Consider the following 22023-nt stretch of genomic DNA (forward strand, 5'->3'; position numbering starts at 1 on the left):
TCCTCGGTGTCTCTCGTCTTCAGGCAGCGCCAATTTTTTGAAATCGCCCAAATCAAGCGACATGGTGGCGCAACTCAGCCTTGCACTGCTGCCTGCCAGCGTGCGGCCGCCTTGCCGGCCGCTGCCAGCGCCGCATCGCGCTGCGGCGCGTCGGCCGGGCATTCGGTGAGGTAGCCCGTTACCAGCAGCGGTGCGCTTTGCGGCGTGGGCCAGGCGATGACGGCATCGTTGGCCGTGCCGCGATCGCCGGTGCCCGTCTTTCCACCCACGCGCCAGCCGGCCGGCATGCCCGCGCGCAGGCGCTTGTCGCCCGTGCGGCTGGCCACCAGCCACTGCTGCAGCAGCGCGCGGCCATGGCCGTCCAGCACCGATCCCAGCAGCAGGCGTTGCATGCTTTGCACCATGGCCAGGGGCGTGGTGGTGTCGCGCTCGTCGCCGGGCAGGCCTTCGTTGAGCTCGGGCTCCATGCGGTCCAGGCGCGTGGTCTCGTCGCCGCTGGCGCGCAGCCACTGCGTCAGCGCCTGCGGTCCGCCGCTGGCGTCCAGCAGCAGGTTGGCGGCCGTGTTGTCGCTGAGCACCACGGCGGCCTCGCACAGCTCGGAGATGGTCATGCCGCCGCCATCGCCGGCACGCGGGCCGCTGGCCGGCGAGTAGGGAACCAGCCGGGAGCTGGCGTAGTGAACGCGGCGCGACAGGCGCTCATCGCCCTGCTGCACGCGGTCCAGCACCTGGGCGGCCAGCAGCAGCTTGAAGGTGCTGCACATGACAAAGCGCTCATCGCCGCGGTGGTCCACGCTGGCGCCCGACTCCACCTCCAGCACGGCCACGCCGAGCCGGCCGCCCACACTTTTCTCGATGCGCGCCAGCTCCGTCCTGAAGGCCTGGTCGGCAGCCCCCTGTTTTTTTGATGGCAGGGCGCAGCCTGCCAGCCCGGCCGCCATCCAGGCGGCCGCGCCGCCCGTCATCAGAAAATCGCGTCTTTGCATTGTTTTTCCTTTTCAGTTGCAGATCGACAAACGCAACGATAGCGCCGCGCCCAATCTGCGACCAGCGTGAATAATTGGCAGCATCCCTTAGAAAAACTATTGGCTCACCATGCAACTGCCCCTCAATGCCCTGCGCATGTTCGACGCGGCCGCGCGCCATCTCAACCTGACGCGGGCGGCCGACGAGCTGTGCGTGACCCAGGCCGCCGTCAGCCAGCACATCCGCAACCTGGAGGAGCGCCTGGGCAAGCCGCTGTTCCGGCGCCTGCCGCGCGGCCTGGCGCTGACCGACGAAGGCCATGCGCTGTGGCCTGCCGTGGCCGAGAGCTTTGCGCGCATAGAGCATTCGCTGCAGCAGGTGGCCGAGCCGCGCCCGCGCGAGGTCCTCACCGTGGGCGTGGTCGGCACCTTCGCCATCGGCTGGCTGATTCCCAGGCTGGGCCAGTTCCAGCAGCAGCACCCCTACATCGACCTGCGACTGCTCACGCACAACAACCGCGTGGACCTGGCCGGCGAAGGGCTGGATGCGGCCGTGCGCTTCGGCGACGGCGCCTGGCAGGGCACGCGCGCCGAGCTGCTGCTGCGCGCGCCGCTGACGCCCATGTGCACCCCGGCCCTGGCCCAGCGCCTGCGCCAGCCGGCCGACCTGGCCGGGCAGACGCTGCTGCGCTCGTACCGCCTGCAGGAGTGGGAGAGCTGGTTTGCCACGCTAGACCAGAGCGCGCCGCTGGCGCGCGGGGCCATGTTCGACTCCTCGCTGACGCTGGCCGAGGCGGCCGCCCAGGGCGCAGGCGTGGCCCTGCTGCCGGCGCGCATGTTCCAGCACCTGCTGCAGCAGGGCCGGCTGGTGCGCCCCTTCGAGCAGGAGGTGGACACGGGCGCCTACTGGCTGACCCATCTGCGCTCGCGCGCACCCAGCGCGGCGCTCAAGACCTTCAGGCAATGGCTGCTGGCGCAGCTGCAATAGCCACGGACGCCCGCGGCAAGACCCGCAGGCCGCCCGACTTTGGCCCCGGCGCTATCATCTGCCGCTTTTGGCCCCTAGCCCGGTTCCCGCTCCATGACCCAGACCCTGCCGGTTCTCTACTCGTTTCGCCGCTGCCCCTACGCCATCCGCGCCCGCCTGGCGCTGGCCCATGCCGGCCTGGCCTGCGAGCTGCGCGAAATCAACCTGCGCAACAAGCCGCAGGCGCTGCTCGACGCATCGCCCAAGGGCACGGTGCCCGTGCTGGTGCTGGAGGACAGCCGCGTGATCGAGCAGAGCCTGGATGTCATGCTGCACGCGCTGCGCGCCAATGACCCGGACGGCTGGCTGGCACCGACCAGCGGCTCGCTGCAGGACATGCTGGCGCTGATCGAGCGCAACGACGGCTTTTTCAAGCACGCCCTGGACCGCTGCAAGTACCCCGAGCGCTATACGGCCGAAGAGGTCAACCACGCCCAGGCCGATGCCCTGACCTGGCTGGCCGAGCTGGACGACCAGCTGGAGGCCACCGGCTACCTGTTCGGCCAGAACCCCAGCCTGGCCGACATGGCGCTGCGCCCCTTCGTGCGCCAGTACGCGCGCATCGACGAGTCGCAATGGAACGAGCAGCCCTGGCCGCACCTGCAGGCCTGGCTGCAGCGCTGGATCGACTCGGCCCTGTTCGCCGAAGTGATGGAAACCTACCCGGGCTGGGTGCCCGGCACGCACGGCCCGGTCTTTGCCGCCGGCGGCGTGGGCAGCGACTGACGCCTGCCCGCCCCGTGTGCCCTGCCCCGGGTCGGCAGGGGCTGCGCACGGCAGGCAAAGCTGGCACAGTGGCAGGCTGTTGCCAACCGCATGAGCCTTCGCCGACATGACCCTCGCCACCCTGCTCGTCTTCTCCCTGGTCGCGCTGATCGCGATCATCACCCCCGGTCCCACCGTGCTGCTGGCCCTGGCCAATGGCTCGCGCCACGGCGTGCGCCGCGCCCTGCCGGGCATGCTGGGCGCCGTGCTGTCGGACTTCGTGCTGGTCGGCGCTGTCGCGCTGGGCCTGGGCGCGCTGCTGGCGGCCTCGGAGTTCTGGTTCTCGGTGGTCAAGTGGGCGGGCGCGGCCTACCTGGCCTGGCTGGGCCTGCGCATGCTGCGCAGCCAGGGCGGATCGCTGTCGGCACCCCAGGGTGACGGCAAGGCAGAGACTGGCGCCGACGGCTACAGCGCCCGCACCGTGCTGCTCAAGTCGTTCCTGGTCGCCGTGACCAATCCCAAGGGCTACCTGTTCTGCTCGGCCCTGCTGCCGCAGTTCATCGACCCGGCGGCCGCCCAGGCGCCGCAGTACATCGCCATTGCGCTGGTGTTCGCGCTCATCGATTTCCTGGTGATGCTGGCCTATGCCTTCGCCGGATCACGCGCGGCGCGGCTGCTGCGCGGGCGGGCCGTGATGTGGCTGGACCGCCTGTGCGGCGGCATGCTGCTGGCGCTGGCAGGCTCGCTGGCCTTCTACCGCCGCGCGTCGAACTAGGCGCGCCGCCCAAGAGCCGCGCCTCCCCCGCTGCGTCAGCGCGTCGTCCCCATGACATCGTCCAGCTGCAGCACGGCAGCGGCGTTGGCCGTGGTGGTGGCCAGGGTGTCAATGGCGCCGGTGCGCAGGGCTCCCAGGATGGCCGTGACCTTGCTGGATTCGGCCGCCACGGCGATGACGTTGGGTATGCGCAGCAGGTCCTCGCGGCTCAGGCCGATGACGCGGTCCTGCATGGGGGTTGCGGCCGGCTGGCCGTGGATGTCGATGAAGTCGTAGCCCATCATGTCGCCCACCGTGCCCGCGCGGCGGGCGTCCGAGATCTCCTGCGCGGAAAACCAGCCCATGCGGGCCATGTTGCTGTCCACGCTGACATCGCCCACGCCGATGAGGGCGATGTCGGCGCGGCGCGCCTTGTCCAGGGTGTGCCTGACGGTGTCGTTGTCCAGCAGCGCCTTGCGCAGTTGCGGATCGCCCACCAGGGCCGGCGCATAGAGCGACTCGGACTTGCCGCCAAAGCGCGCGGCCAGGCGGCGCGCGATGTGGTCGGCGTTCATCGCCTCCCCGCCACGGTAGGAGCCGCCGATGGCGCTGACGAAGTGGCACTCCCGCCGTGTGGCGGACAGGGCGTGCTCGGAGACCGAGGACACGTTGCGCCCCATGCCCACGGCCACGATGGAGCCATCGACCAGGATGCGCTCCAGCTCGCTGGCCACCAGCCCTGCCAGCAGTTCGCGCTGCCGGTCGGCATCCTTGTGGTCCACCGCGATCAGCGCGCGCTTGATGTGAAAGCGCTCGGTCAACTGCCGCTCCAGGTCGGCGGAAACCAGCGAATGCGGCCGCACGCGGATCTCGACAATGCCCTCTTCCTGCGCCCGGCGCAGCAGCCGCCCGACGGTGGCGCGCGAGATGCCGAACTCCTTGGACAGTTGGTCCTGCGTGCATCCATCGACGTAGTACAGGGTCGCCAGTCGCGTCAGGTCGCTTTCAGTCAAGGGTGCCTCCAAGGGTGCCGGGAAAGGCGCGCAGTGTAGCGCCGCTCACCGGGCCTCGCCAGCGTGGGGCAGCAGCAGGACCTTGACCGAGTCCATGGAATCGGCCACCCGGATGGCGCTCTCCCACTCCGACAGCGCATAGCGGTGGGTGACGATGCCCTCGGAGGTGACCAGGCCGCGCGCCAGCAGGTCGATGGCAATGGGGTAGCAATGGGCGCTGAGGTGGGCGCCGCGCAGGTCCAGTTCCTTTTCCTCGCCGATGATGGACCAGTCCACCGTGGTCTCGCGCCCGAAGACGCTGAACTCCACGAAGCGGCCGAGCTTGCGCACCAGGTCCAGCCCCTGCGTCACCCCCGAGGGCGCGCCCGTGGTCTCTATGTACACATCGCAGCCATAGCCGTCGGTCAGTGCGTGCACGATGGCGCGGGCATCCTCGCGCGCGGGGTTGATGGTCACGTCGGCGCCGCAGCGGCGTGCCAGCGCCAGGCGCTGGTCCGACAGGTCCATGACCACCAGCCTGCGCGGCGTCTTCAGGCGCGCCACCTGGGCCATGAGCAGGCCCAGCGTGCCCGCGCCGGCGATGACCACCACATCATCGAGCTGGATGTCGCCGCGGTTGACGGCATGGATGGCGCAGGACAGCGGCTCGGTGATGGCCGCATCCTCGAAGGCCACGCTCTCGGGAATCCGGTGCACCACGGCGCGGGCGGACAGGCGCATGTACTCGGCCATGCCGCCATCGGCCACCTGGCCCTGGAAGCCGTAGACATCGTGCACCTCGCACATCCAGCGAAAGCCGGTCTTGCAATAGCGGCAGGCATGGCAGGGCACGATCTGCTCGGCGATCACCCGGTCGCCCAGCTGCACGCCGTGGTGCTCCTGGGCACCCTCGCCCACCTGCACCACATGGCCCCAGAACTCGTGGCCCGCGATCACCGGCGGGCGCACATAGGCGGGGCGGCCTTTTTCCGGATCTCCCCAGAAGCGCGGCGCGCCAGCCCAGCATTTGCAGTCGCCCGCGCAAATGCCGCAGGAAGCCACGCGGATGACCAGCTCGCGCGGCCCGGCCTGCGGACGTGCGACGCGTTCGAGCCGGTAATCCCTGGGGCCGTGGCAGACCACGGCCAGCATGTTCGTATCGGCGGCGTCAGGCAGGGTGTTTTGCATGGAACTCTCCCGGGTTGCAGGTTGTGGACAGGACGTGGGCGCAGCGCTTCATGCCCTGCGGCGTGAACTGTCGAGCAGCACGGCGCCGACGATGATCACGCCCTTGATCAGCTGCTGGTAGTACGAGGACACGCCCAGCAGGTTCAGCCCGTTGTTGATCACGCCGATGAGCAGGGCGCCGACGACCGTGCCGCCCAGGCTGCCCGTGCCGCCCGACAGGCTGGTGCCGCCGATCACCACGGCCGCGATGGCGTCCAGCTCGTAGGACACGCCGGCCTGCGGCAGCGCCGCCGTGGTGCGCGACGCCAGCAAAATGCCGGCCAGCCCCGCGAGCAGGCCGCTGACCACATAGACCAGCAGCACGATGGCGCGGGTGTTGATGCCGCTGGTCTTGGCGCTGCGCAGATTGCCGCCCACGGCGTAGATGTAGCGGCCATACACGGTGTAGCGCAGCACGAAGGCGAACACCGCGACGGCAACGGCAAAGATCACGATGGGCATGGGCACGGGGCCCAGCTGGCCGGCGCCGATGGCAAGAAAGCCGTCGGGCAGCTCGGACACCGGCATGCCGTCGTTGTAGATGTAGGTCAGGCCGCGCGCCGCACTGAGCATGCCCAGCGTGGCCACGAAGGGCGGCACCGCGAACCAGGCCACCAGCAGGCCGTTGACACCGCCCAGCAGCATGCCCACGCCCAGCCCGGCGCCCACGCTCACCGCCAGCCCCTGGCCATCGGCCGCCAGCCAGGCGCCGACCATGCCGGCCAGCGCCAGGATGGCACCCACCGACAGGTCGATGCCGGCCGTCAGCACCACGCACGTCATGCCGATGGCCAGGATGCCGTTGATGGAGGTCTGGCGCAGGATGTCGGCCCAGTTGCCCCAGGTCATGAAATGGGGGTTGGCCAGCGCCAGCGCCGCGCACAGTGCAATCAGCGCGATGACCACGCCGTAGCGCTCGCGCAGGCTGCGCAGGTCCAGCGCGCGCCGCCCCAAGAGCGGCGGCGAAGATGCGGCTTGAAGATTCGTCATGGAGGACTCCCGCGTTGATGGAAGAAAGGCGTGGGGCCGGCAGGCCGCTCACTGGATGGAGTAGCCCCCGTCGATGACGATGTTCTCGCCCGTCAGCATGCCGGCGTGCGTACCGGCCAGGAACACGGCCAGCCGCGCCACCTCCTCGGGCTGCGCAAAGCGGCCCGTGGGGATGAGTGCCCGCATGGCCTCCCCCACCTGCCCGGCCCAGGCCTTGCGGCCCAGCGGCGTGTCCACCACCGTCGGCGAGATGGCGTTGACGGTAATGCCGTCCGTCGCCCACTCCAGCGCCAGCACGCGCGTCAGCCCCACCAGGCCCGCCTTGCTGGCGCAATAGGCGGCATGGCGCCGGAGCGCGACCACGCTGGCCTGCGAGGCCAGGTTGATGATGCGTCCGTGGCGCTGGCGGCGCATGGCCGGGGCCACCGCCTGGGCCAGCAGCAGCGGCGCCGTGAGGTTGACGGCCAGCGTGCGCTCCCACGCCGCCTCGCTGATTTCGCCGGCCGGCTCCAGCAGCGCCACGCCGGCGCTGTTGACCAGGATGTCGATGCGGCCCGTGGCCTCCAGCACCGTGGCCACCGCCTGCTCCACGCCCTCGGGCCTGGTCACATCCACCGCCAGCGCCAGGTGGTGCCGGGGCTCCGCCAGGCTGGCAGCGGCCACGTCCAGTGCCTGCCGCTCCAGGTCCAGCAGGACGACTCGCGCACCGCCTTGGGCGAGCTGCCGGGCAATCGCCAGGCCGATGCCGCCCGCGCCGCCGGTGACCAGGGCCGTGCGACCGTCGAAGTCCCGCTCCAGGCCGGCGGCGCTCATTTGCGCACCTTCTGCAAGAAGGCGTCGGCATTGGCGGGCACGATGGCGGTCCAGGGCACCTCGTAGGATTTGGCCGTGCCATCGCCCCAGGGCATGGCCTGGGCATACTCGCTCCATACCACCGAGCGCGGCCGGTAGGACGGGCCGACAAGGTGGCGCAGCAGCACATCCAGCGCGCCCTGCGCCTGGGCCTGGGCATCCTGGAAATTGGTGGTCATCTCGCCGCGCTTGACGGCCGTGATGGCGGCGGCCACGCCGTCCACGCCCACCACCGGGATGGTCTTGATATCGATGCCCTTGGTCTTGATGGCCTGCACCGCGCCCAGGGCCTCGTCGTCGTTCTGGGCGATCACGCCCTGGATCTGGCCCGGGAATGCGGTCAGCCAGTTCTCCATCAGGCCCATTGACTCGGCGCGCGACCAGTTGGCGGTCTTGCGCGCCAGCACCTTCACGTCCTTGTGGCGGGCCAGCACCTCGTCATTGCCGCGCGCCCGCTCGATCTGTGCCGACTGGCCTATGGGCCCCTCGATGACGACGATATTGCCCTTGCCGCCGATGGCCTTCATCAGCGCCTCGGCCTGCATGCGGCCGGCCACCACATCGTCATTGCCCACGTAGGAGGTCAGCACATCGCCCTGCACGCGCGTGTTGGAGCCCACCACGGGAATGCCGGCCTTCACCGCCTTCTGCACGGGCGCCGCGCCCGCCTTCAGGTCGATGGGCACGAAGAGGATGCCGTCGTACTTCTGCGTGATCATGGTGTCGAACTGGTTGCTCTGCGTCAGCGCGTCGTAGTTGCCGTCGAACACGGTGATCTGCACCATGCCGTCCTTCACGGCCGGATGCGCCTTCAGCTCCTTGGTCCACATCTGCATGAACTCGCCCTTGAGCCCATAGACGGCCGCGCCTATGCGGTAGGGCTTGGCCGGCGCTGGTGCTGGTGCCGCCAGCGGGGCCGGAGCCTGGGCCCGGACCTGCGCTGCGGCCAGGAACAGCCCACCGGCAAGCGCGGCTGCAAGCACGGTGGTGAAACGAAAAAACGGCATGGTCATGTCTCCTGTGTGTTGTGAAAGGCAAGGGGAAAAACGCTGCATGGGCATCGCCCGGGCTCAGGAAGCGAGGTGCATCAGCGCCTCCTGCGTGATGCCGTGGCCGGCCACCACGCGGTCAAGCCGGCCTTTGCGGAAGATGGCAATGCGGTCGCTCAGCTCCAGCAGTTCCGGCGCCTCGGACGACACCACCACCACGGCATGGCCTTGCGCGGCCAGCGAGGCCAGGAAGGCGTACACCTCGCGCTTGGCGCCTTCGTCGATGCCGCGCGTGGGCTCGTCGCACAGCAGGCAGACGGGATTGGTGGCCATGCAGCGGGCCAGCACCACCTTCTGCTGGTTGCCGCCGCTCAGGCCCGACACCGGCATGGCCGGGCTGGCCAGCTTCACGCGCAGGCGCTGCAGCAGGCCGCCCACCAGCACGCGCTCTGCCGCGCCATCCACCACCCTGGCGCGCTGCAGGCCCGGCAGTGCGGGCAAGCTGGTGTTGAAGCGCACCGAGGAGCTCATCACCAGCCCCGTGGCCTTGCGGTCCTCGGTCACCAGGGCCAGGCCCGCCTTGATCGACGCCGCCGGATTGCCGCGCGGCAGGGGCAGCCCGCCCAGGCTCGCCTGCCCCTGATCGGCGCGCGTGAGGCCGTACAGGCAGTTGAGGAATTCGCTGCGGCCCGATCCCATCAGTCCGTAGATGCCCAGCACCTCGCCGGGGGCGACGTCCAGGCTGATGTCCTCGAACTCGCCCCGGCGCGTGAGCCCCTGCACCGACAGCAGCGGCTCGCCCGGCGCCGCAGCCCTGCGCTCGCTGGCGGCAGCGCGGACCTCCCGGCCCACGATGAGCTTCACCAGCTGCCGCCGGTCGATATCGGCCAGCGCGCCGGTCTGCACGAAGCCGCCATCGCGGAACACCGTGTAGCTGTCGGCAATGGTGAAGATCTCCGTCAGGCGGTGCGACACGTAGAGGATGCCGGCGCCCTGCGCGGTCACGCGGCGTATCGCGTCGAAGAGGATGGCGGTCTCGCTTTCGCCAATGGCCGAGGTGGGCTCGTCCATGATGATCAGCTCGCTTTGCCGGCTCAGGGCCTTGGCAATCTCCACCAGCTGGGTCTGCGCCAGGCTCAGGCGGCCCATCTGCGCGCGCGGATCGATATCGAAGCCCAGCTGCCTGAGCAGCGCATCCGCCTGCTCCAGCAGCGCGGCATGGCGGACCACCATGCCGGCGCGCCGGGGCTCGCGGCCCAGGAAGATGTTCTCGGCCACGCTCATGCCCGGGATGGGCGACAGCTCCTGCGTGATGATGGACAGGCGGTGCGCCAGCGCCTCATGCGGCGTGGCGAAATCCACCGGCCGGCCCTTGAGCAGTATCTCGCCGGCATCGCGCCGCAACAGGCCCATCACGATGTTCAGGAAGGTGGACTTGCCTGCGCCATTGCCCCCGCACAGCGCTTGCACGCTGCCCGCCTGCAGCTCAAGGCAGCCGTTGCGCAGCGCAGGGACGCCGCCAAAGCTCTTGGCCACGCCGCGCGCCTGCAGCAGTGCGGTGCCGGTGCCGGTGCTGGTGCCGGTGCCCATGGTCACGCGCCCTGCCCGCGCCCGGCCGCGGCGGCCTGCGAGCGTTCGAAGCCGGTGATGGCATCCACCTTCAGGGCCGAGCTGCCGCCATCGAAGCGCGATGCGAGGAAGCGGTCCACGATGGCCTTGGCCAGCTCCACCCCGATCACGCGCGAGCCCAGCGTGATGATCTGCGCGTCGTTGCTGCGGCTGGCGCGCTCGGCCGAATAGGTGTCATGGGCCTGCGCGGCGCGGATGCCCGCCACCTTGTTGGCCGCAATGGCCATGCCTATGCCCGTGCCGCACAGGAGAACGCCGCGCTCATGGCGGCCCTGGACGATGGCCTGCGCCACCGCGATGCCGATGTCGGGGTAGAGCACCGGCTCGCCGTCGTGCGTGCCGAAGTCGGCCACTTCGTGGCCCTGGGCCAGCAGGTGCTGCTTCACGGCGTTCTTGAGGTCGCAGGCGGCTTCGTCGCAGCCGATGGCCAGCTTCATGGCATCCCCTTCATTACAAAAGACCAACACATGATCATTTGATCATTTTTTTATGAGAGTCTTCTCAATCGAAGAGCAGTTGTCAAACAACGATAGCTATGTGAGTCGGCAAGATGAATACGTAACCTGTTGAATTTTCTACAAAATTCATCAAATCCTATCGTTTTCCCTTGGCTATTGAATAGCCAAAAGGCATTGACACGCCAATTTCAACAAATCAAAAATGACCACTCAATGATCATATGAACAGTCTTCGGCACACCCGCCGGGACTGCACCTGGAGGAGACAAAGGCATGACGACCAACCGCGTGATCAACGACCCCGACCGGGTGGTGGAGGACATGCTCCAGGGATGGATCGCCGCCCATGGCGACACCCTGCGCATCGACGCGGGCAGCCCCCGCGTCGTGCGCCTGCATGGCGCGCCACGCAGGGGCAAGGTGGGCATCGTGACGGGCGGCGGGTCGGGACACGAACCGGCCTTTCTGGGCTATGTGGGCGCAGGCCTGTGCGACGCCGCCGCCGTGGGCGAGGTGTTCTCGTCCCCCACGGCCAGAAGCTTCTACGACGCCATGCGCGCGGCCGATGGCGGCGCCGGCGTGGCCTGCCTGTATGGCAACTACGCGGGCGACAACATGAATGTGGCCATGGCCGTGCAGATGGCCGCGGCCGAAGGCATGGCGGTCAGGACCGTGGTGGCCAACGACGACGTGCCTTCTGCCGCGCGGGGCGACGAGGCCAGCCGCCGCGGCGTGGCCGGCGAGATCCTGATGTGGAAGGTGGCGGGCGCCCGGGCGGCCATGGGCGCCAGCCTCGACGAAGTCATCGCCATCGCCCGGCACGCCATGGCCCGCACGCGCAGCATCGGCATCGGCCTGTCGGCATGCACCATTCCCGCCGTGGGCAAGGCCAATTTCCATATCGAGCGCGGCAGCATGGAGGTGGGCATTGGCCACCATGGCGAGCCCGGCATGTCCGTGCACCCCACGACCACGGCGGCCGGGATGGCCGAGCGCATGCTGGGCGCCCTGCTGCCCGACCTGCCCTTCGCCCCGGGCGACCGCGTGGCCGTGCTGCTGTCCGGCCTGGGCGCCACGCCGCTGATGGAGCAGTACATCCTCTATGGCGAGGTCGCCCGGCGCCTGCAAGAACGCGGCATGCAGGTGGCCTTCCGGCTCGTGGGCAATCTCTTCACCTCGCTGGAGATGATGGGCATCACGCTCACGCTGATGCAGCTGGACGACGAGCTGCTGGCCTGCCTCAACGCGCCCTGCCAGTCAGTCGCCCTCACCGTGGCCGGCGGGCTGCCGCCCCAGCCGCAGGACGCCATTCCAACGCCGCCCTCTGTTCCGGCAAGGACGCCGGCACAGGCCCAGGAACAGGCACAAACCGCCCGTCCCCCAGCCGCAAGGCGCACCAGCGAAGGGCCGGCCATCGCGCTTGATGGCGCGGGCAGCATCGTGCGTGAACTGATCACGGCCATCGTCGGCCACCGGGAGTTCCTGAGCGAGATCGATGGCCTGATCGGCGATGGCGATCACGGCATCAACATGGCCAAGGGCTTTTCCGGCTGCGGCGCACGGCTCGATGCCATGGAGGCCAGCCAGGCGGCGCAGCTGCCTGCGGCGCTGCAGCAGCTGTCCCAGGCCTTGATGGACGATATCGGCGGCTCCATGGGCCCGCTGTACGGCAGCTTCTTCCAAGGCTTCGCCGATGTTCTTGGGCCGGAGCAGGAGATGGATGCCACCCTGTTCGGCCAGGCGCTGGCGCGGGCCGTCGCCGATGTGCAGGAGATGGGCAAGGCCCAGGTGGGCGACAAGACCCTCATCGACACGCTGGCCCCGGCCCTGCAGGCCTACCGGCAATCGCTGCAGGCCGGCGCCGGTTTCCGCGAGGCGCTGCAGGCCATGGAGGCCGCGGCCGAGGCGGGCAAGGAATCCACGCGCCACCTGCAGGCCCGCATCGGGCGCTCGGCCCGGCTGGGGCCGCGCTCCATCGGCGTGCTGGACGCGGGCGCCACGTCCTGCTGGCTCATCCTGAGCACCATGTCTCAGTCGCTGCAGCGGCGACTGGCGCAAGCCTCAGCCTAGGGCTCAGCGCCTGCGGGCAGCGCCGCGCACCAGCAGCACCAAGACGGCCACGCTCATGATGGCAAAGCAGATGAAGGACCAGTTGGCGATGGAGCCGCCCAGAAAGCTCCAGTCCACGGCGGCGCAGTCGCCCGAGCCACGGAAGATCATGGGCACGGCACGGCTGATGGAGTAGTTCTCGATCATTCCGTAGAAGTCGCGGCCGCAGGTGGCGAACTCGGGCGGATACCACTGCAGCCAGCTCTGGCGCGCGGCGACGAAGGCGCCAAAGCCTGCGGCGACCAGCGCCGCGATGCCCCAACCCATCAGCCAGCCGCGCCCGCCGCGTGCGCTGCCCAGGCCCGCGAAGATGGCCACGCCGATCAGCGCGTAGCGCTGCACGATGCACATCGGGCAGGGCTCCAGCCCGACCACATGCTGCAGATACATGCCGAAGGCCAGCATGGCCACGCAGGCCAGGCTGATGAGCGCCAGGATGCGGCGCGGAGCGTTGTCAAACCATTGAAGCATTCTTGTCTTTCGTCACCCGGTTGAATGAAATCAGGGCTGCGGCGCCGGCCCGGCGCTGCAGCCCTGTTCAGCGGGTGCAGGAAACCGTTGCCGCGCCGTCAGATGCCAGCCGCCTCGTCCAGGAACACCTTGGCGCGGCGCGGTGTCACCACCAGGGTTTCCCCCTCGCGCAGCGCCATGTCCCTGAACTGCTGCGCAGGAATCTGCGCCTCGATCAGGCCACCCTCTTCGGCATTGTCCGTGCTTTCGGTGCTCTCCGAAGGAATAAGTTCCAGGCGCGCAATGGGCCCCACGACGATGGCGCGGGCCAGCTGCACGACGATGCCCGTGGGCCGTCCCTGGACGTCCAGGTTCTGGCCGGGCGAGTAGCGCTCCACCTCCAGATCGTGCGGGCGCACATAGGCGAAGGCCTTGCTGTCGCTGGCGCCCTTGGCGTCGTGGCTGTCCAGCTGGGTGCCGTCATCCAGGTAGACGCGGCCATCGCTGGCTCGGCCCTTGAAGAGGTTGACGTCGCCCAGGAAGCCGTAGACGAAGGGCGTGGCCGGGTTGTCCCAGACCTGCTGGGGCGTGCCTTCCTGCTCGATGCGGCCCTGGTTGATGACGACCACGCGGTCGGCCACTTCCAGTGCCTCTTCCTGGTCGTGGGTCACGAAGATGGAGGTCACATGCAGCTCGTCATGCAGGTGGCGCAACCAGCGGCGCAGCTCCTTGCGCACCTTGGCATCCAAGGCGCCGAAGGGCTCGTCAAGCAGCAGCACCTTGGGCTCCACCGCCAGGGCGCGGGCCAGCGCGATGCGCTGGCGCTGGCCACCCGACAGCTGGGACGGAAAGCGGTCCGCGATCCAGTCCAGCTGCACCAGCTTGAGCAGGCTCATCACCTTGTCGCGGATCTGGGCTTCGCTGGGGCGCTGGCTGCGGGGCTTCACGCGCAGGCCGAAGGCCACGTTCTCGAACACCGTCATGTGGCGGAACAGCGCGTAGTGCTGGAACACGAATCCCACGTTGCGCTCGCGCACATGGACGTCGGTCGTGTCCTCGCCGCTGAAGTGGATGCTGCCCACGTCGGGCGTCTCCAGGCCCGCGATGATGCGCAGCAGCGTGGTCTTGCCGCAGCCCGAGGGGCCGAGCAGCGCGATGAGTTCGCCGGACTGGATGTCCAGGCTCACATCGCGCAGGGCCTGGAAATCGCCGAACTGCTTGCTGACGTTGCGTATTTCAATGCTCATGGTCTTGCTCTTGCTCTTTTCTGGTCGGGGCGGGCCTCAGGACACCTGCGGCACACGGGATGCCTGGGAAGCCGGCGTGGGGCGCTCGGGAGGCAGCTCGGCTGCGGCCTCGGCCTGGTGCTCGGCACGCCACTCGGCCACCGACTTGATGACCAGGGTCACCAGGGCCAGCAGAGCCAGCAGCGATGCGGCAGCGAAGGCGGCAACGGACTGGTACTCGTTGTAGAGGATCTCCACGTGCAGCGGAATGGTGTTGGTCTGGCCACGGATGTGGCCCGAGACCACGGACACCGCGCCGAACTCGCCCATGGCGCGCGCATTGCACAAAATCACGCCGTACAGCAGGCCCCACTTGATGTTGGGCACGGTGACCTTCCAGAAGGTCTGCCAGCCCGTGGCGCCCAGCACGATGGCGGCCTGCTCCTCGTCGCTGCCCTGCGCCTGCATCAGCGGGATCAGCTCGCGCGCGATGAAGGGGAAGGTCACGAAGATGGTGGCCAGCACGATGCCGGGCACGGCGAAGATGATCTTGATGTCATGCTCGGCCAGCCAGGGGCCGAACCAGCCGTGGGCACCGAACACCAGCACGTACATCAGGCCCGCCACCACGGGCGAGATCGAGAACGGCAGGTCGATCAGCGTGATCAGAAAGGCCTTGCCACGGAACTCGAACTTGGCGATGCACCAGGCCGCCGCCACGCCGAACACCAGGTTCACCGGCACGGCGATCAGCGCCGTGATCAGCGTCAGCTTGATGGCCGACCAGGCATCGGGCTCCTGCAGGCCGGCGACATAGGCATCCCAGCCCTTGCGCAGCGCCTCGGTGAACACGGCCGCCAGCGGCAGCACCAGGAACAGGCCGATGAAGGTCAGCGCAATGCCCGTGAGAATCCAGCGCACGGCGCGCGGCTCGGTGGTGGAGAGCTTTTCACGCCGGCCCTTCGGGGGCGCCGTGAGCCTGTACAGCACCAGCACGGCGACCAGCACCGCGCCAATGATCTTGAGAAGCAATGCTTCCTGTGGAGACAACGCCATCTCAAGCCCCTCCCGAATGCTTGCGCTGCCATGCCTGCAGCGCGTTGATGACCAGCAGCATCACGAAGGAGAACAGCAGCATCACCACGGCCACGGCCGTGGCGCCTGCGTAGTCGTATTGCTCCAGCTTGCCGATGATGATCAGCGGTGTGATCTCGGAAATCATGGGCATGTTGCCCGCGATGAAGATGACCGAGCCGTACTCGCCGATGGCGCGTGCGAAGGCCATGGCGAAGCCCGTGAGCAGCGCGGGCGTGATGGCCGGCAGGATCACCTTGTAGAAGATCTGCCAGCGCGAGGCGCCCAGGCTGGTGGCGGCCTCCTCCAGCTCCTTCTCCGAATCCTCCAGCACAGGCTGCACCGTGCGCACCACGAACGGCAGGCCGATGAAGATCAGCGCAATGACCACGCCGTTCGGATTGAAGGCCAGCTGGATGCCGTAGGGCTCCAGGTACTGGCCCACCCAGCCATTGCCGGCCAGCAAGGCAGTCAGCGAAATGCCGGCCACGGCCGTGGGCAGGGCAAAGGGCAGATCGACGAGCGCATCGACGATCTTCTTGCCCGGGAACTTGTAGCGCACCAGCACCCAGGCGATCAGCAGGCCGAACACCAGGTTCACGCAGGCCGCCGCGAACGAGGCGCCAAACGTCAGCCGGTACGAGGCCAGCACGCGCGGCGAGGCCACGGCCTCCCAGAACTGGGGCCAGGTGAGCGAGAAGGTCTTGAACAGCAGTGCCGACAGCGGGATCAGCACGATCAGGCTCAGATAAAACAGCGTATAGCCCAAGGTCAGCCCGAAGCCGGGCAAAACGCGCTTGGCGCCGCGCCCCTTGCGCGCCGCACCGGTCGGTGCGGGCACAGGAGCGTCGGCGCCAGGCCTTGGGCTGGTCGGAACGGCAGACACCATGTTGGATTCCAAATCAGCCAGTGTGGGGAGGGGGCCTCAGGCGGACTTCGCCGCCTTCATGCCTGCTTGCGTGCTTACTTGCCGGGGACGTAGATCTTGTCGAACTGTCCGCCGTCGTTGAAGTGCACCTTCTGGGCTTCGGACAGCGAGCCGAAGTACTTGGCCACGGTGAACTGCTTGATGGGCTTGAACACATCGGCGTGCTTCTTGAGCACGGCCTCGGAGCGGGGGCGCAGCGCGTGCTGTGCGGCGATTTCCTGGGCCTCGTCGGAGTACAGCCAGGCCAGGTAGTCGTGCGCCAGCTGGCCCGTGCCCTTCTTGGCCACGGTGCGCTCGACCACGGCCACGGGGTTCTCGGCCACGATGGACACCGAGGGATGGACGGCATCGACCTTGCCCTTGCCGAATTCGCGCTCCACGGAAACCACTTCGGACTCGAACGTGATCAGCACGTCGCCGATGTTGCGTTGCAGGAAGATGCTGGTCGCATCGCGCCCGCCCTTGCCCAGCACGGGCACGTTCTTGTATAGCTGCTGCACGAACTCGGCCGCCTGCGCGTCGGTGCCGCCCTTCTCGCGCACTGAACCCCAGGCCGCCAGGTAGGCGTAGCGGCCATTGCCGCCCGTCTTGGGATTGACCACCACGACCTTCACGTCGGGACGGGTCAGATCGCTCCAGTCCTTGATGTTCTTGGGGTTGCCGTTGCGCACCAGGAACAGCATGGTCGAGGTGGTGGGCGATGCGTCATTGGGGAATTTCTTGGCCCAGTCCTTGGCGACCACGCCGCTGTCGGCCAGGAACTGCACGTCGGTCGTGGTGTTGAAGGTCACCACATCGGCAGCCAGGCCGTCGTTGACGGCGCGCGCCTGGGCGCTGGAGCCGCCGTGCGACTGGTCCACCTTGATGTCCACGCCCTTGGTCTTCTTGTAGTGGGCGACGAAGGCGGCGTTGTAGTCCTTGTAGAACTCGCGCGCCACGTCGTAGGAGACGTTGAGCAGCTGGTTCTGCGCCGATACGGTTCCTGCGGCGGCCAGCGCCAGGGTGGCCAACAAAGTCTTGAGCTTCAAAGAATGCATGGTTCGCTGCCTTTTATTAGTGGACATCTCTGCGGTGGATTCACAGACAGTCACATTGTGCGAACGCTGGCTTAAAACTCAAAAGAATATATTTTTGTTTGTTAATGGCCTGCTTCCATATAAGAAGCCTGGCCCACCGTCTTCGCCAGCCGCCACCTCACAGCCCGGCGGCCCAGGGGGCGCCCGCGCCTGCCGGCACCGCTGCCCGTGCACCGGCAACGCGCGGCGCACGCACGGCAGGCCGGGGTTGCGCGGGCTGCCAGCTGTCACCCTGCATCAACGACTGCAGCAGCGCCAGGCCCAGGGGCCAGTCGCCGAAACCCGATTCGACATTGATGTGTCCCGCGTTCTGCAGCCGCACGAACTCGCTTCCCCAGGCCCGCGCATAGGCGCCGGCCCGGCGGATCGGACAGTAGGGATCGTTGCTGCTGGCCACCAGCACGCTGCGGTACGGCAGCGGCGCATAGGGCACGGGCGCAAAGTCGGCCAGCTGGGCACGGCGCTCGGGATCGGCCGGCGCCACCAGCAGCGCACCCTGCACGCGGGCGCTGGCCTCGGGCCCCATGTGCGCGGCCGTGATGCAGCCCAGGCTGTGGGCGGCCAGCACCACGGGCTCGGGCCGGGACAGCACCAGTTGCTCCAGCGCGGCCACCCAGGGATCGCGGTGCGGCACGAGCCAGTCGTCCTGTTCCACCCGCTCGGCATGCGGCAGCTGCTGTGCCCACAGGCTTTGCCAGTGGTCAGGGCCGGAGTTGCGCCAGCCGGGCACGATGATGATGCGGTGGGGATTCATGGGTTCTCCTGGACTGTCCATTGCTGGACATGGGCCCCGATTGTGGAGAACGCCGCCGACGATCCCAACGAACGATTTGTTGTTTTCTTATGGCGTGGCGGGGTGCAGCCTCAGCGCGCCACCGGCTCGCGCGTGGCGTGGCTGTTGCGCCCCGGCACGGTCTCTCCCAGGAAGTCCAGGAAATGCCGCACGGCCGGCGCCAGGCCGCGCCGCGAGGGGAAGACCGCATGCACGATGCCCTGCGGCGGCTCCCAGCCCGGCAGCAGATGGACCAGCCGGCCTTCGGCCAGTTCCTCATGGCACATGTAGTCGGGCAGCCAGCACATGCCGCTGCCGGCCAGCGCCGCGAATTTCAGCGTCAGCAGGTCATCCACCACATAGCGCGGCTGCAGCTGCAGGCGTTGCTCGCGGCCTTCGGGGCCGACCAGCAGCAGGCTGGACTGGCCATCCACCGCCGACATGGACATGCTGTCCAGGTGCTGCAGGTCGGCCAGTGCACGCGGCGTGCCCTGGCGCTCCAGCAGCTCCGGGCTGGCCACGAGGATCTGGCGCGCCACATCCAGCCGCTTGACGACCATGGAGCCGCTGTCCTCCAGACTGGGGCGCACGCGCAGCGCCACGTCGATGCCCTCCTCCACCAGGTTCACGGGCCGGTTGGTCACCTGCATCTCCACATGCACCAGCGGGCAGCGCTGCAGGAACTGGGGCATGAGCTCGCCCAGCACGGTCTGGGCCAGGGTGACGGGGCAGCTCACGCGGATGGTGCCGCGCGGCTCGGTCTGCACCTCGGCCACGGTGTCGGCGGCGGCCAGGGCCGCATCGCGCATGGCCTGGCAATGGCGCAGATAGGCCTCACCCACCTGGGTCAGCGAGAGCTTGCGCGTGGTGCGCTGCAGCAGGCGCACTCCGAGCCGGGCCTCCAGCTCCGCCACGCGCCGCGACAGCCTGGACTTGGGTATGCCCAGCGCCCGCCCGGCAGAGGCGAAGCCGCCGCGCTCCACGACCTCGGCGAAGTACAGCATGTCGTTGAGATCCATCATGTCGCTCGTCCCTCCCTGTGCTCATTGGCTGCAAATTCAGGACAATCTATCGCAATTTCTGCGGCTTATCAAAGACTCTGTCCAAATTCACAATTGATCCCATCGTCGGCCCTACAAGCTTTCCCGAATGGCCGATCCCAACCGCGATCCCAACCGACATCTCAGGAGCTTTTCCATGCAAGTGCTGCACATCGACTCTTCCATCACCGGCGCCGCTTCGGTGTCCCGCCAGCTGACCGCCCAGACCGTGGCTGCCCTGGTCGCCGCCAACCCCGGCGCCAAGGTCGAGTACCTGGATCTGGCCGTGAACGCCCCCGACCACCTGAACGCAGTGTCCATGGGCTTTCGCACCGGCCAGGCAGCCACGACGGAAGCCGAGCGCGCACAGAACGCCATCTCCGAAGCCCTGGTGAGCCAGTTCCTGGCGGCCGATGTGGTCGTGGTCGGCGCTCCGTTCTACAACTTCACCATCTCCAGCCAGCTCAAGGCCTGGATCGACCGCATCGCCCAGGGCGGCCGCACCTTCCGCTACACCGCAGCCGGCCCCGAAGGCCTGGCCAAGGGCAAGAAGGTCATCGTGGCCTCCACGCGCGGCGGTGTGTACTCCACCAGCGAAATGGGCCAGGCCCTGGAGCACCAGGAAAGCTACCTGAAGACGGTGTTCGGCTTCCTGGGCATCACCGATGTGAGCATCGTGCGCGCAGAAGGCGTGGCCATGGGCGATGAGTCCAAGGCCAAGGCCCTGGAATCGGCCCGCAACGACATCGTGCGTGCAGCGGCTGCCGCCAATCAGGAAGCGGCCATCGCCGCCTGAGCTCGGTCTTGCGCATAAAAAAGCGCAGGCACCCTGACCGGGGCGCCTGCGCTTTTTGCTGGCCGCCGAGCCTGGCAGCCGTCGCAATCAGCGCACCAGCGGACTGGTGCGAACGACGGCGTACGCGCCGGCGATCAACAAACGGTCCTGGCGGTCGAAAGCAATGGCTTTGACGTGCAGCAGCTTGCCAGGCAGCGGCCCCAGCTCGTATGCCAGGGGTGCGCTGTCCACACGTCCTGCCACGATGCTGAGCTGCCCGCTATCCGAGAGCTTTTGGACCAGGGTGCTGCGGTTGCTGGTCACAACGTAGATGCCATTCCTGCTGTCCAGGGCCATGGAAGTCACGTTGTCATCCAGCCTAGCCAGCGTTTGGCCTGTCGTGTAGTTGAGGATTTCTCCACCACGGGCCACCAGCAGTTGCCCATTGCTGGCGACGGCGAGCGCGTTGAAACCTTCGCCTGGCAACGTGGTGACCTCACCATCGGCCGTGACCTGGCGCAGCCTGTTCCAATCCAGCACGAACAGCCGGCCATCGGGCGTACGTCGCATGGCATGGGGGCCGGAAAAAATCGCTGCAGCGCCAACGCCATCCTTAGGACCACTTGAATTGGGCCCACCACCAGCCAGCGCCCGCACTGCGCCCGATGCCTGCTGCACCCAGACGCCCATGCCATTGCGGGGCATGCCTCCACTGAAGACAGCGCACTCTGCACAGGTCAGGCCATCCGCAACAAAGACCTCGCCACTGCCACCTGCTGCAATAGCGCGCGGATACAGATAGTTGCGGGGCTCGCCCCAGTCGCGGTCACCCCCTGTGGAGAAGGTGGACACCACACCTTCCCCCGCAATCCGGCGAATGCGAGAGCGCTCGGGCGTGGGGCAAGGCGGCTGCGGTGACACAGGCGGATATACATCTTCCGACACATAAATATCGCCAAGCGGCGAAAGGGCGAGATCGGTGATTCTCGAAAACCGCGCCTGCGCGCCCACGCCGTTGACCTGACCACAGTGGTCCTGAGCCAGTGCGTCGGGCTTGCTTGCAAGCGAACCCGCCAGCAGCGACATCTGCACAGGCGCCGGCTGCGGCTCGACAACTGAGCCATTGCCATCGCCTCCCCCACCGCCGCACGCCGCCAAAACGGTCACCAATGCCACGCTCAGCGCGCCGCCCCTGCACAGATTTTTCCAGCCCTTTTTTTGCATCTTGTCTCGCCCTTATGGATGAATGTCGTCATGTACGTCACGCCAGCAGTCTAGTGGGCGTTACCAAACAAAACAGGTATCCGCTTTTTCCGCTTCTTTGAAAAATCCAATGCCTGCCTGGCCTTGCACGACACACGAAGCTGTTAGGCTGAACCATCACCGCCATATTCGCGGCTTTGTCCGACACGAACCGTCTGTATTTCAGAAAGTCGGCGGACCTGCCGATATCCAGGCAGCCTCATTGCATTCACTGCCTTCCATCCATGCCAGCCACAAGTCCCCGCCCCCATGTCCGGCCCCGCGGCCCTGTCCATGCCCGCCCTCCGTCCGATGAAAACCTGGTGATCACGGTGATCGCCGTGTCCCTGCTGGCCATCACCGTGGTGGGCATTGGCGTCTACCAGTTCCTGCAGTACCAGCGCGAGCAGGATCAGGAGCAGCTCAATTCCCGCGTGTACCGCAGCTATGTGCGCAACACCGACGAGGCACCTGCGCCCGAGGAGCCCGATCAGCCCGCCGCAGCGCCCACCCCCGCCAAGCCCAGCCAGCAACAACTGAACCAGGAAATGACGCGCAAGCTGCTGGCCCATCCCGGTGTGACGCCCGGTGCCGGCTTTTCGGCGCCCGGTGTCAAGTCGACCGGCGTGGTGATCATCGATGCCATCGACCAGGCCCAGGCGCGCGAGAAGGCATCGTCCGCCGCGCGCCCTGCTGCGGCGATTGCCAACCCGTCTCCCGCTTCCTGACGCTGCCTGAGCTCT

At 67.8% G+C, this 22023-nt stretch carries 22 protein-coding genes; 6 read left to right on the plus strand and 16 right to left on the minus strand.

Going from position 1 to position 22023, the window contains the following annotated elements:
- Window positions 1-74 precede the first annotated feature (74 nt).
- Window positions 75-986, minus strand: a complete 912-nt coding sequence (gene bla, locus ACN20X_RS20935) for a class A beta-lactamase (protein ID WP_034367430.1) — start codon at window positions 984-986, stop codon at window positions 75-77.
- Between the two features lie 109 nt (window positions 987-1095).
- Here bla and ACN20X_RS20940 point away from each other — a divergent pair, with 109 nt between their 5' ends.
- The 3 genes from ACN20X_RS20940 (at window position 1096) to ACN20X_RS20950 (ending at window position 3472) form a co-directional block, all read left to right on the plus strand.
- Window positions 1096-1953: a LysR family transcriptional regulator gene (locus tag ACN20X_RS20940; RefSeq protein WP_012206374.1), complete on the plus strand. Its 858-nt coding sequence runs from the start codon at window positions 1096-1098 to the stop codon at window positions 1951-1953.
- A gap of 93 nt (window positions 1954-2046) precedes the next feature.
- Window positions 2047-2718, plus strand: a complete 672-nt coding sequence (locus tag ACN20X_RS20945; protein WP_473209849.1) for a glutathione S-transferase — start codon at window positions 2047-2049, stop codon at window positions 2716-2718.
- A gap of 106 nt (window positions 2719-2824) precedes the next feature.
- Window positions 2825-3472, plus strand: coding sequence for a LysE family translocator (locus ACN20X_RS20950; protein ID WP_197943794.1), 648 nt, complete (start codon window positions 2825-2827; stop codon window positions 3470-3472).
- Window positions 3473-3507: 35 nt separating this feature from the next.
- Here the strand turns inward: ACN20X_RS20950 and ACN20X_RS20955 are convergent, their stop codons facing one another.
- The 7 genes from ACN20X_RS20955 to rpiB all read right to left on the minus strand — a co-directional run bounded on the left by ACN20X_RS20955 (window position 3508) and on the right by rpiB (window position 10567).
- On the minus strand, window positions 3508-4464 hold the full coding sequence (locus ACN20X_RS20955) for a sugar-binding transcriptional regulator (RefSeq protein WP_012206377.1): 957 nt from the start codon (window positions 4462-4464) through the stop codon (window positions 3508-3510).
- Window positions 4465-4509: 45 nt separating this feature from the next.
- Window positions 4510-5631: an alcohol dehydrogenase catalytic domain-containing protein gene (locus ACN20X_RS20960; protein ID WP_180319177.1), complete on the minus strand. Its 1122-nt coding sequence runs from the start codon at window positions 5629-5631 to the stop codon at window positions 4510-4512.
- 48 nt (window positions 5632-5679) lie between these two features.
- Window positions 5680-6660, minus strand: a complete 981-nt coding sequence (locus ACN20X_RS20965; protein WP_012206379.1) for an ABC transporter permease — start codon at window positions 6658-6660, stop codon at window positions 5680-5682.
- Window positions 6661-6708: 48 nt separating this feature from the next.
- Window positions 6709-7473, minus strand: a complete 765-nt coding sequence (locus ACN20X_RS20970) for a GolD/DthD family dehydrogenase (RefSeq protein WP_473209850.1) — start codon at window positions 7471-7473, stop codon at window positions 6709-6711.
- Window positions 7470-8519: a substrate-binding domain-containing protein gene (locus ACN20X_RS20975; protein WP_473209851.1), complete on the minus strand. Its 1050-nt coding sequence runs from the start codon at window positions 8517-8519 to the stop codon at window positions 7470-7472. The genes ACN20X_RS20970 and ACN20X_RS20975 overlap by 4 nt, the downstream gene beginning before the upstream one ends.
- Before the next feature lie 63 nt (window positions 8520-8582).
- Window positions 8583-10091: a sugar ABC transporter ATP-binding protein gene (locus ACN20X_RS20980; RefSeq protein ID WP_473209852.1), complete on the minus strand. Its 1509-nt coding sequence runs from the start codon at window positions 10089-10091 to the stop codon at window positions 8583-8585.
- A gap of 2 nt (window positions 10092-10093) precedes the next feature.
- Entirely contained in the window at window positions 10094-10567 is a 474-nt protein-coding gene (rpiB, locus tag ACN20X_RS20985; protein ID WP_012206383.1) for a ribose 5-phosphate isomerase B, read from the minus strand.
- 294 nt (window positions 10568-10861) lie between these two features.
- On the opposite strand from rpiB, the gene dhaL reads away from it, so the two are divergent.
- The gene (gene dhaL, locus ACN20X_RS20990) at window positions 10862-12658 is read left to right on the plus strand and encodes a dihydroxyacetone kinase subunit DhaL (RefSeq protein WP_473209853.1); all 1797 of its coding nucleotides are present in this window, start codon (window positions 10862-10864) and stop codon (window positions 12656-12658) included.
- A 3-nt stretch (window positions 12659-12661) separates the two neighbouring features.
- Here dhaL and ACN20X_RS20995 read toward each other — a convergent pair whose 3' ends face one another.
- From ACN20X_RS20995 to ACN20X_RS21025, 7 genes are all read right to left on the minus strand, one after another.
- Window positions 12662-13168, minus strand: coding sequence for a disulfide bond formation protein B (locus ACN20X_RS20995; protein ID WP_473209854.1), 507 nt, complete (start codon window positions 13166-13168; stop codon window positions 12662-12664).
- Window positions 13169-13266: 98 nt separating this feature from the next.
- Complete coding sequence (locus ACN20X_RS21000) at window positions 13267-14394, minus strand: sulfate/molybdate ABC transporter ATP-binding protein (RefSeq protein ID WP_016448258.1); 1128 nt, start codon at window positions 14392-14394, stop codon at window positions 13267-13269.
- Window positions 14395-14430: 36 nt separating this feature from the next.
- Window positions 14431-15429 carry a sulfate ABC transporter permease subunit CysW gene (cysW, locus tag ACN20X_RS21005; RefSeq protein WP_473209855.1) on the minus strand — a complete coding sequence of 333 codons (999 nt, stop codon included), beginning with the start codon at window positions 15427-15429 and terminating at the stop codon, window positions 14431-14433.
- Between the two features lies 1 nt (window position 15430).
- The gene (cysT, locus tag ACN20X_RS21010; protein WP_026062881.1) at window positions 15431-16336 is read right to left on the minus strand and encodes a sulfate ABC transporter permease subunit CysT; all 906 of its coding nucleotides are present in this window, start codon (window positions 16334-16336) and stop codon (window positions 15431-15433) included.
- A 74-nt stretch (window positions 16337-16410) separates the two neighbouring features.
- Window positions 16411-17412, minus strand: a complete 1002-nt coding sequence (locus ACN20X_RS21015; RefSeq protein ID WP_026062880.1) for a sulfate ABC transporter substrate-binding protein — start codon at window positions 17410-17412, stop codon at window positions 16411-16413.
- A 157-nt stretch (window positions 17413-17569) separates the two neighbouring features.
- Window positions 17570-18205, minus strand: a complete 636-nt coding sequence (locus tag ACN20X_RS21020) for an RBBP9/YdeN family alpha/beta hydrolase (RefSeq protein WP_016448261.1) — start codon at window positions 18203-18205, stop codon at window positions 17570-17572.
- A 110-nt stretch (window positions 18206-18315) separates the two neighbouring features.
- The gene (locus ACN20X_RS21025; protein ID WP_016448262.1) at window positions 18316-19245 is read right to left on the minus strand and encodes a LysR family transcriptional regulator; all 930 of its coding nucleotides are present in this window, start codon (window positions 19243-19245) and stop codon (window positions 18316-18318) included.
- 175 nt (window positions 19246-19420) lie between these two features.
- Here ACN20X_RS21025 and ACN20X_RS21030 point away from each other — a divergent pair, with 175 nt between their 5' ends.
- Window positions 19421-20059: an FMN-dependent NADH-azoreductase gene (locus tag ACN20X_RS21030; RefSeq protein ID WP_016448263.1), complete on the plus strand. Its 639-nt coding sequence runs from the start codon at window positions 19421-19423 to the stop codon at window positions 20057-20059.
- Window positions 20060-20146: 87 nt separating this feature from the next.
- Here the strand turns inward: ACN20X_RS21030 and ACN20X_RS21035 are convergent, their stop codons facing one another.
- Window positions 20147-21262 carry an NHL repeat-containing protein gene (locus tag ACN20X_RS21035; protein WP_016453283.1) on the minus strand — a complete coding sequence of 372 codons (1116 nt, stop codon included), beginning with the start codon at window positions 21260-21262 and terminating at the stop codon, window positions 20147-20149.
- 341 nt (window positions 21263-21603) lie between these two features.
- On the opposite strand from ACN20X_RS21035, the gene ACN20X_RS21040 reads away from it, so the two are divergent.
- Window positions 21604-22008 carry a hypothetical protein gene (locus ACN20X_RS21040; RefSeq protein ID WP_017407339.1) on the plus strand — a complete coding sequence of 135 codons (405 nt, stop codon included), beginning with the start codon at window positions 21604-21606 and terminating at the stop codon, window positions 22006-22008.
- Window positions 22009-22023 lie beyond the last annotated feature (15 nt).

It is taken from the genome of Delftia sp. PX-1 (genome assembly GCF_055797465.1).

Bases quoted from the DNA above. Each gene is read 5' to 3' on its own strand.
- bla (WP_034367430.1), bottom strand. From the start codon at position 986: ATGCAAAGACGCGATTTTCTGATGACGGGCGGCGCGGCCGCCTGGATG.
- ACN20X_RS20940 (WP_012206374.1), top strand. From the start codon at position 1,096: ATGCAACTGCCCCTCAATGCCCTGCGCATGTTCGACGCGGCCGCGCGC.
- ACN20X_RS20945 (WP_473209849.1), top strand. From the start codon at position 2,047: ATGACCCAGACCCTGCCGGTTCTCTACTCGTTTCGCCGCTGCCCCTAC.
- ACN20X_RS20950 (WP_197943794.1), top strand. From the start codon at position 2,825: ATGACCCTCGCCACCCTGCTCGTCTTCTCCCTGGTCGCGCTGATCGCG.
- ACN20X_RS20960 (WP_180319177.1), bottom strand. From the start codon at position 5,631: ATGCAAAACACCCTGCCTGACGCCGCCGATACGAACATGCTGGCCGTG.
- ACN20X_RS20965 (WP_012206379.1), bottom strand. From the start codon at position 6,660: ATGACGAATCTTCAAGCCGCATCTTCGCCGCCGCTCTTGGGGCGGCGC.
- ACN20X_RS20970 (WP_473209850.1), bottom strand. From the start codon at position 7,473: ATGAGCGCCGCCGGCCTGGAGCGGGACTTCGACGGTCGCACGGCCCTG.
- ACN20X_RS20975 (WP_473209851.1), bottom strand. From the start codon at position 8,519: ATGCCGTTTTTTCGTTTCACCACCGTGCTTGCAGCCGCGCTTGCCGGT.
- ACN20X_RS20980 (WP_473209852.1), bottom strand. From the start codon at position 10,091: ATGGGCACCGGCACCAGCACCGGCACCGGCACCGCACTGCTGCAGGCG.
- rpiB (WP_012206383.1), bottom strand. From the start codon at position 10,567: ATGAAGCTGGCCATCGGCTGCGACGAAGCCGCCTGCGACCTCAAGAAC.
- dhaL (WP_473209853.1), top strand. From the start codon at position 10,862: ATGACGACCAACCGCGTGATCAACGACCCCGACCGGGTGGTGGAGGAC.
- ACN20X_RS20995 (WP_473209854.1), bottom strand. From the start codon at position 13,168: ATGCTTCAATGGTTTGACAACGCTCCGCGCCGCATCCTGGCGCTCATC.
- ACN20X_RS21000 (WP_016448258.1), bottom strand. From the start codon at position 14,394: ATGAGCATTGAAATACGCAACGTCAGCAAGCAGTTCGGCGATTTCCAG.
- cysW (WP_473209855.1), bottom strand. From the start codon at position 15,429: ATGGCGTTGTCTCCACAGGAAGCATTGCTTCTCAAGATCATTGGCGCG.
- cysT (WP_026062881.1), bottom strand. From the start codon at position 16,336: ATGGTGTCTGCCGTTCCGACCAGCCCAAGGCCTGGCGCCGACGCTCCT.
- ACN20X_RS21015 (WP_026062880.1), bottom strand. From the start codon at position 17,412: ATGCATTCTTTGAAGCTCAAGACTTTGTTGGCCACCCTGGCGCTGGCC.
- ACN20X_RS21020 (WP_016448261.1), bottom strand. From the start codon at position 18,205: ATGAATCCCCACCGCATCATCATCGTGCCCGGCTGGCGCAACTCCGGC.
- ACN20X_RS21025 (WP_016448262.1), bottom strand. From the start codon at position 19,245: ATGATGGATCTCAACGACATGCTGTACTTCGCCGAGGTCGTGGAGCGC.
- ACN20X_RS21030 (WP_016448263.1), top strand. From the start codon at position 19,421: ATGCAAGTGCTGCACATCGACTCTTCCATCACCGGCGCCGCTTCGGTG.
- ACN20X_RS21035 (WP_016453283.1), bottom strand. From the start codon at position 21,262: ATGCAAAAAAAGGGCTGGAAAAATCTGTGCAGGGGCGGCGCGCTGAGC.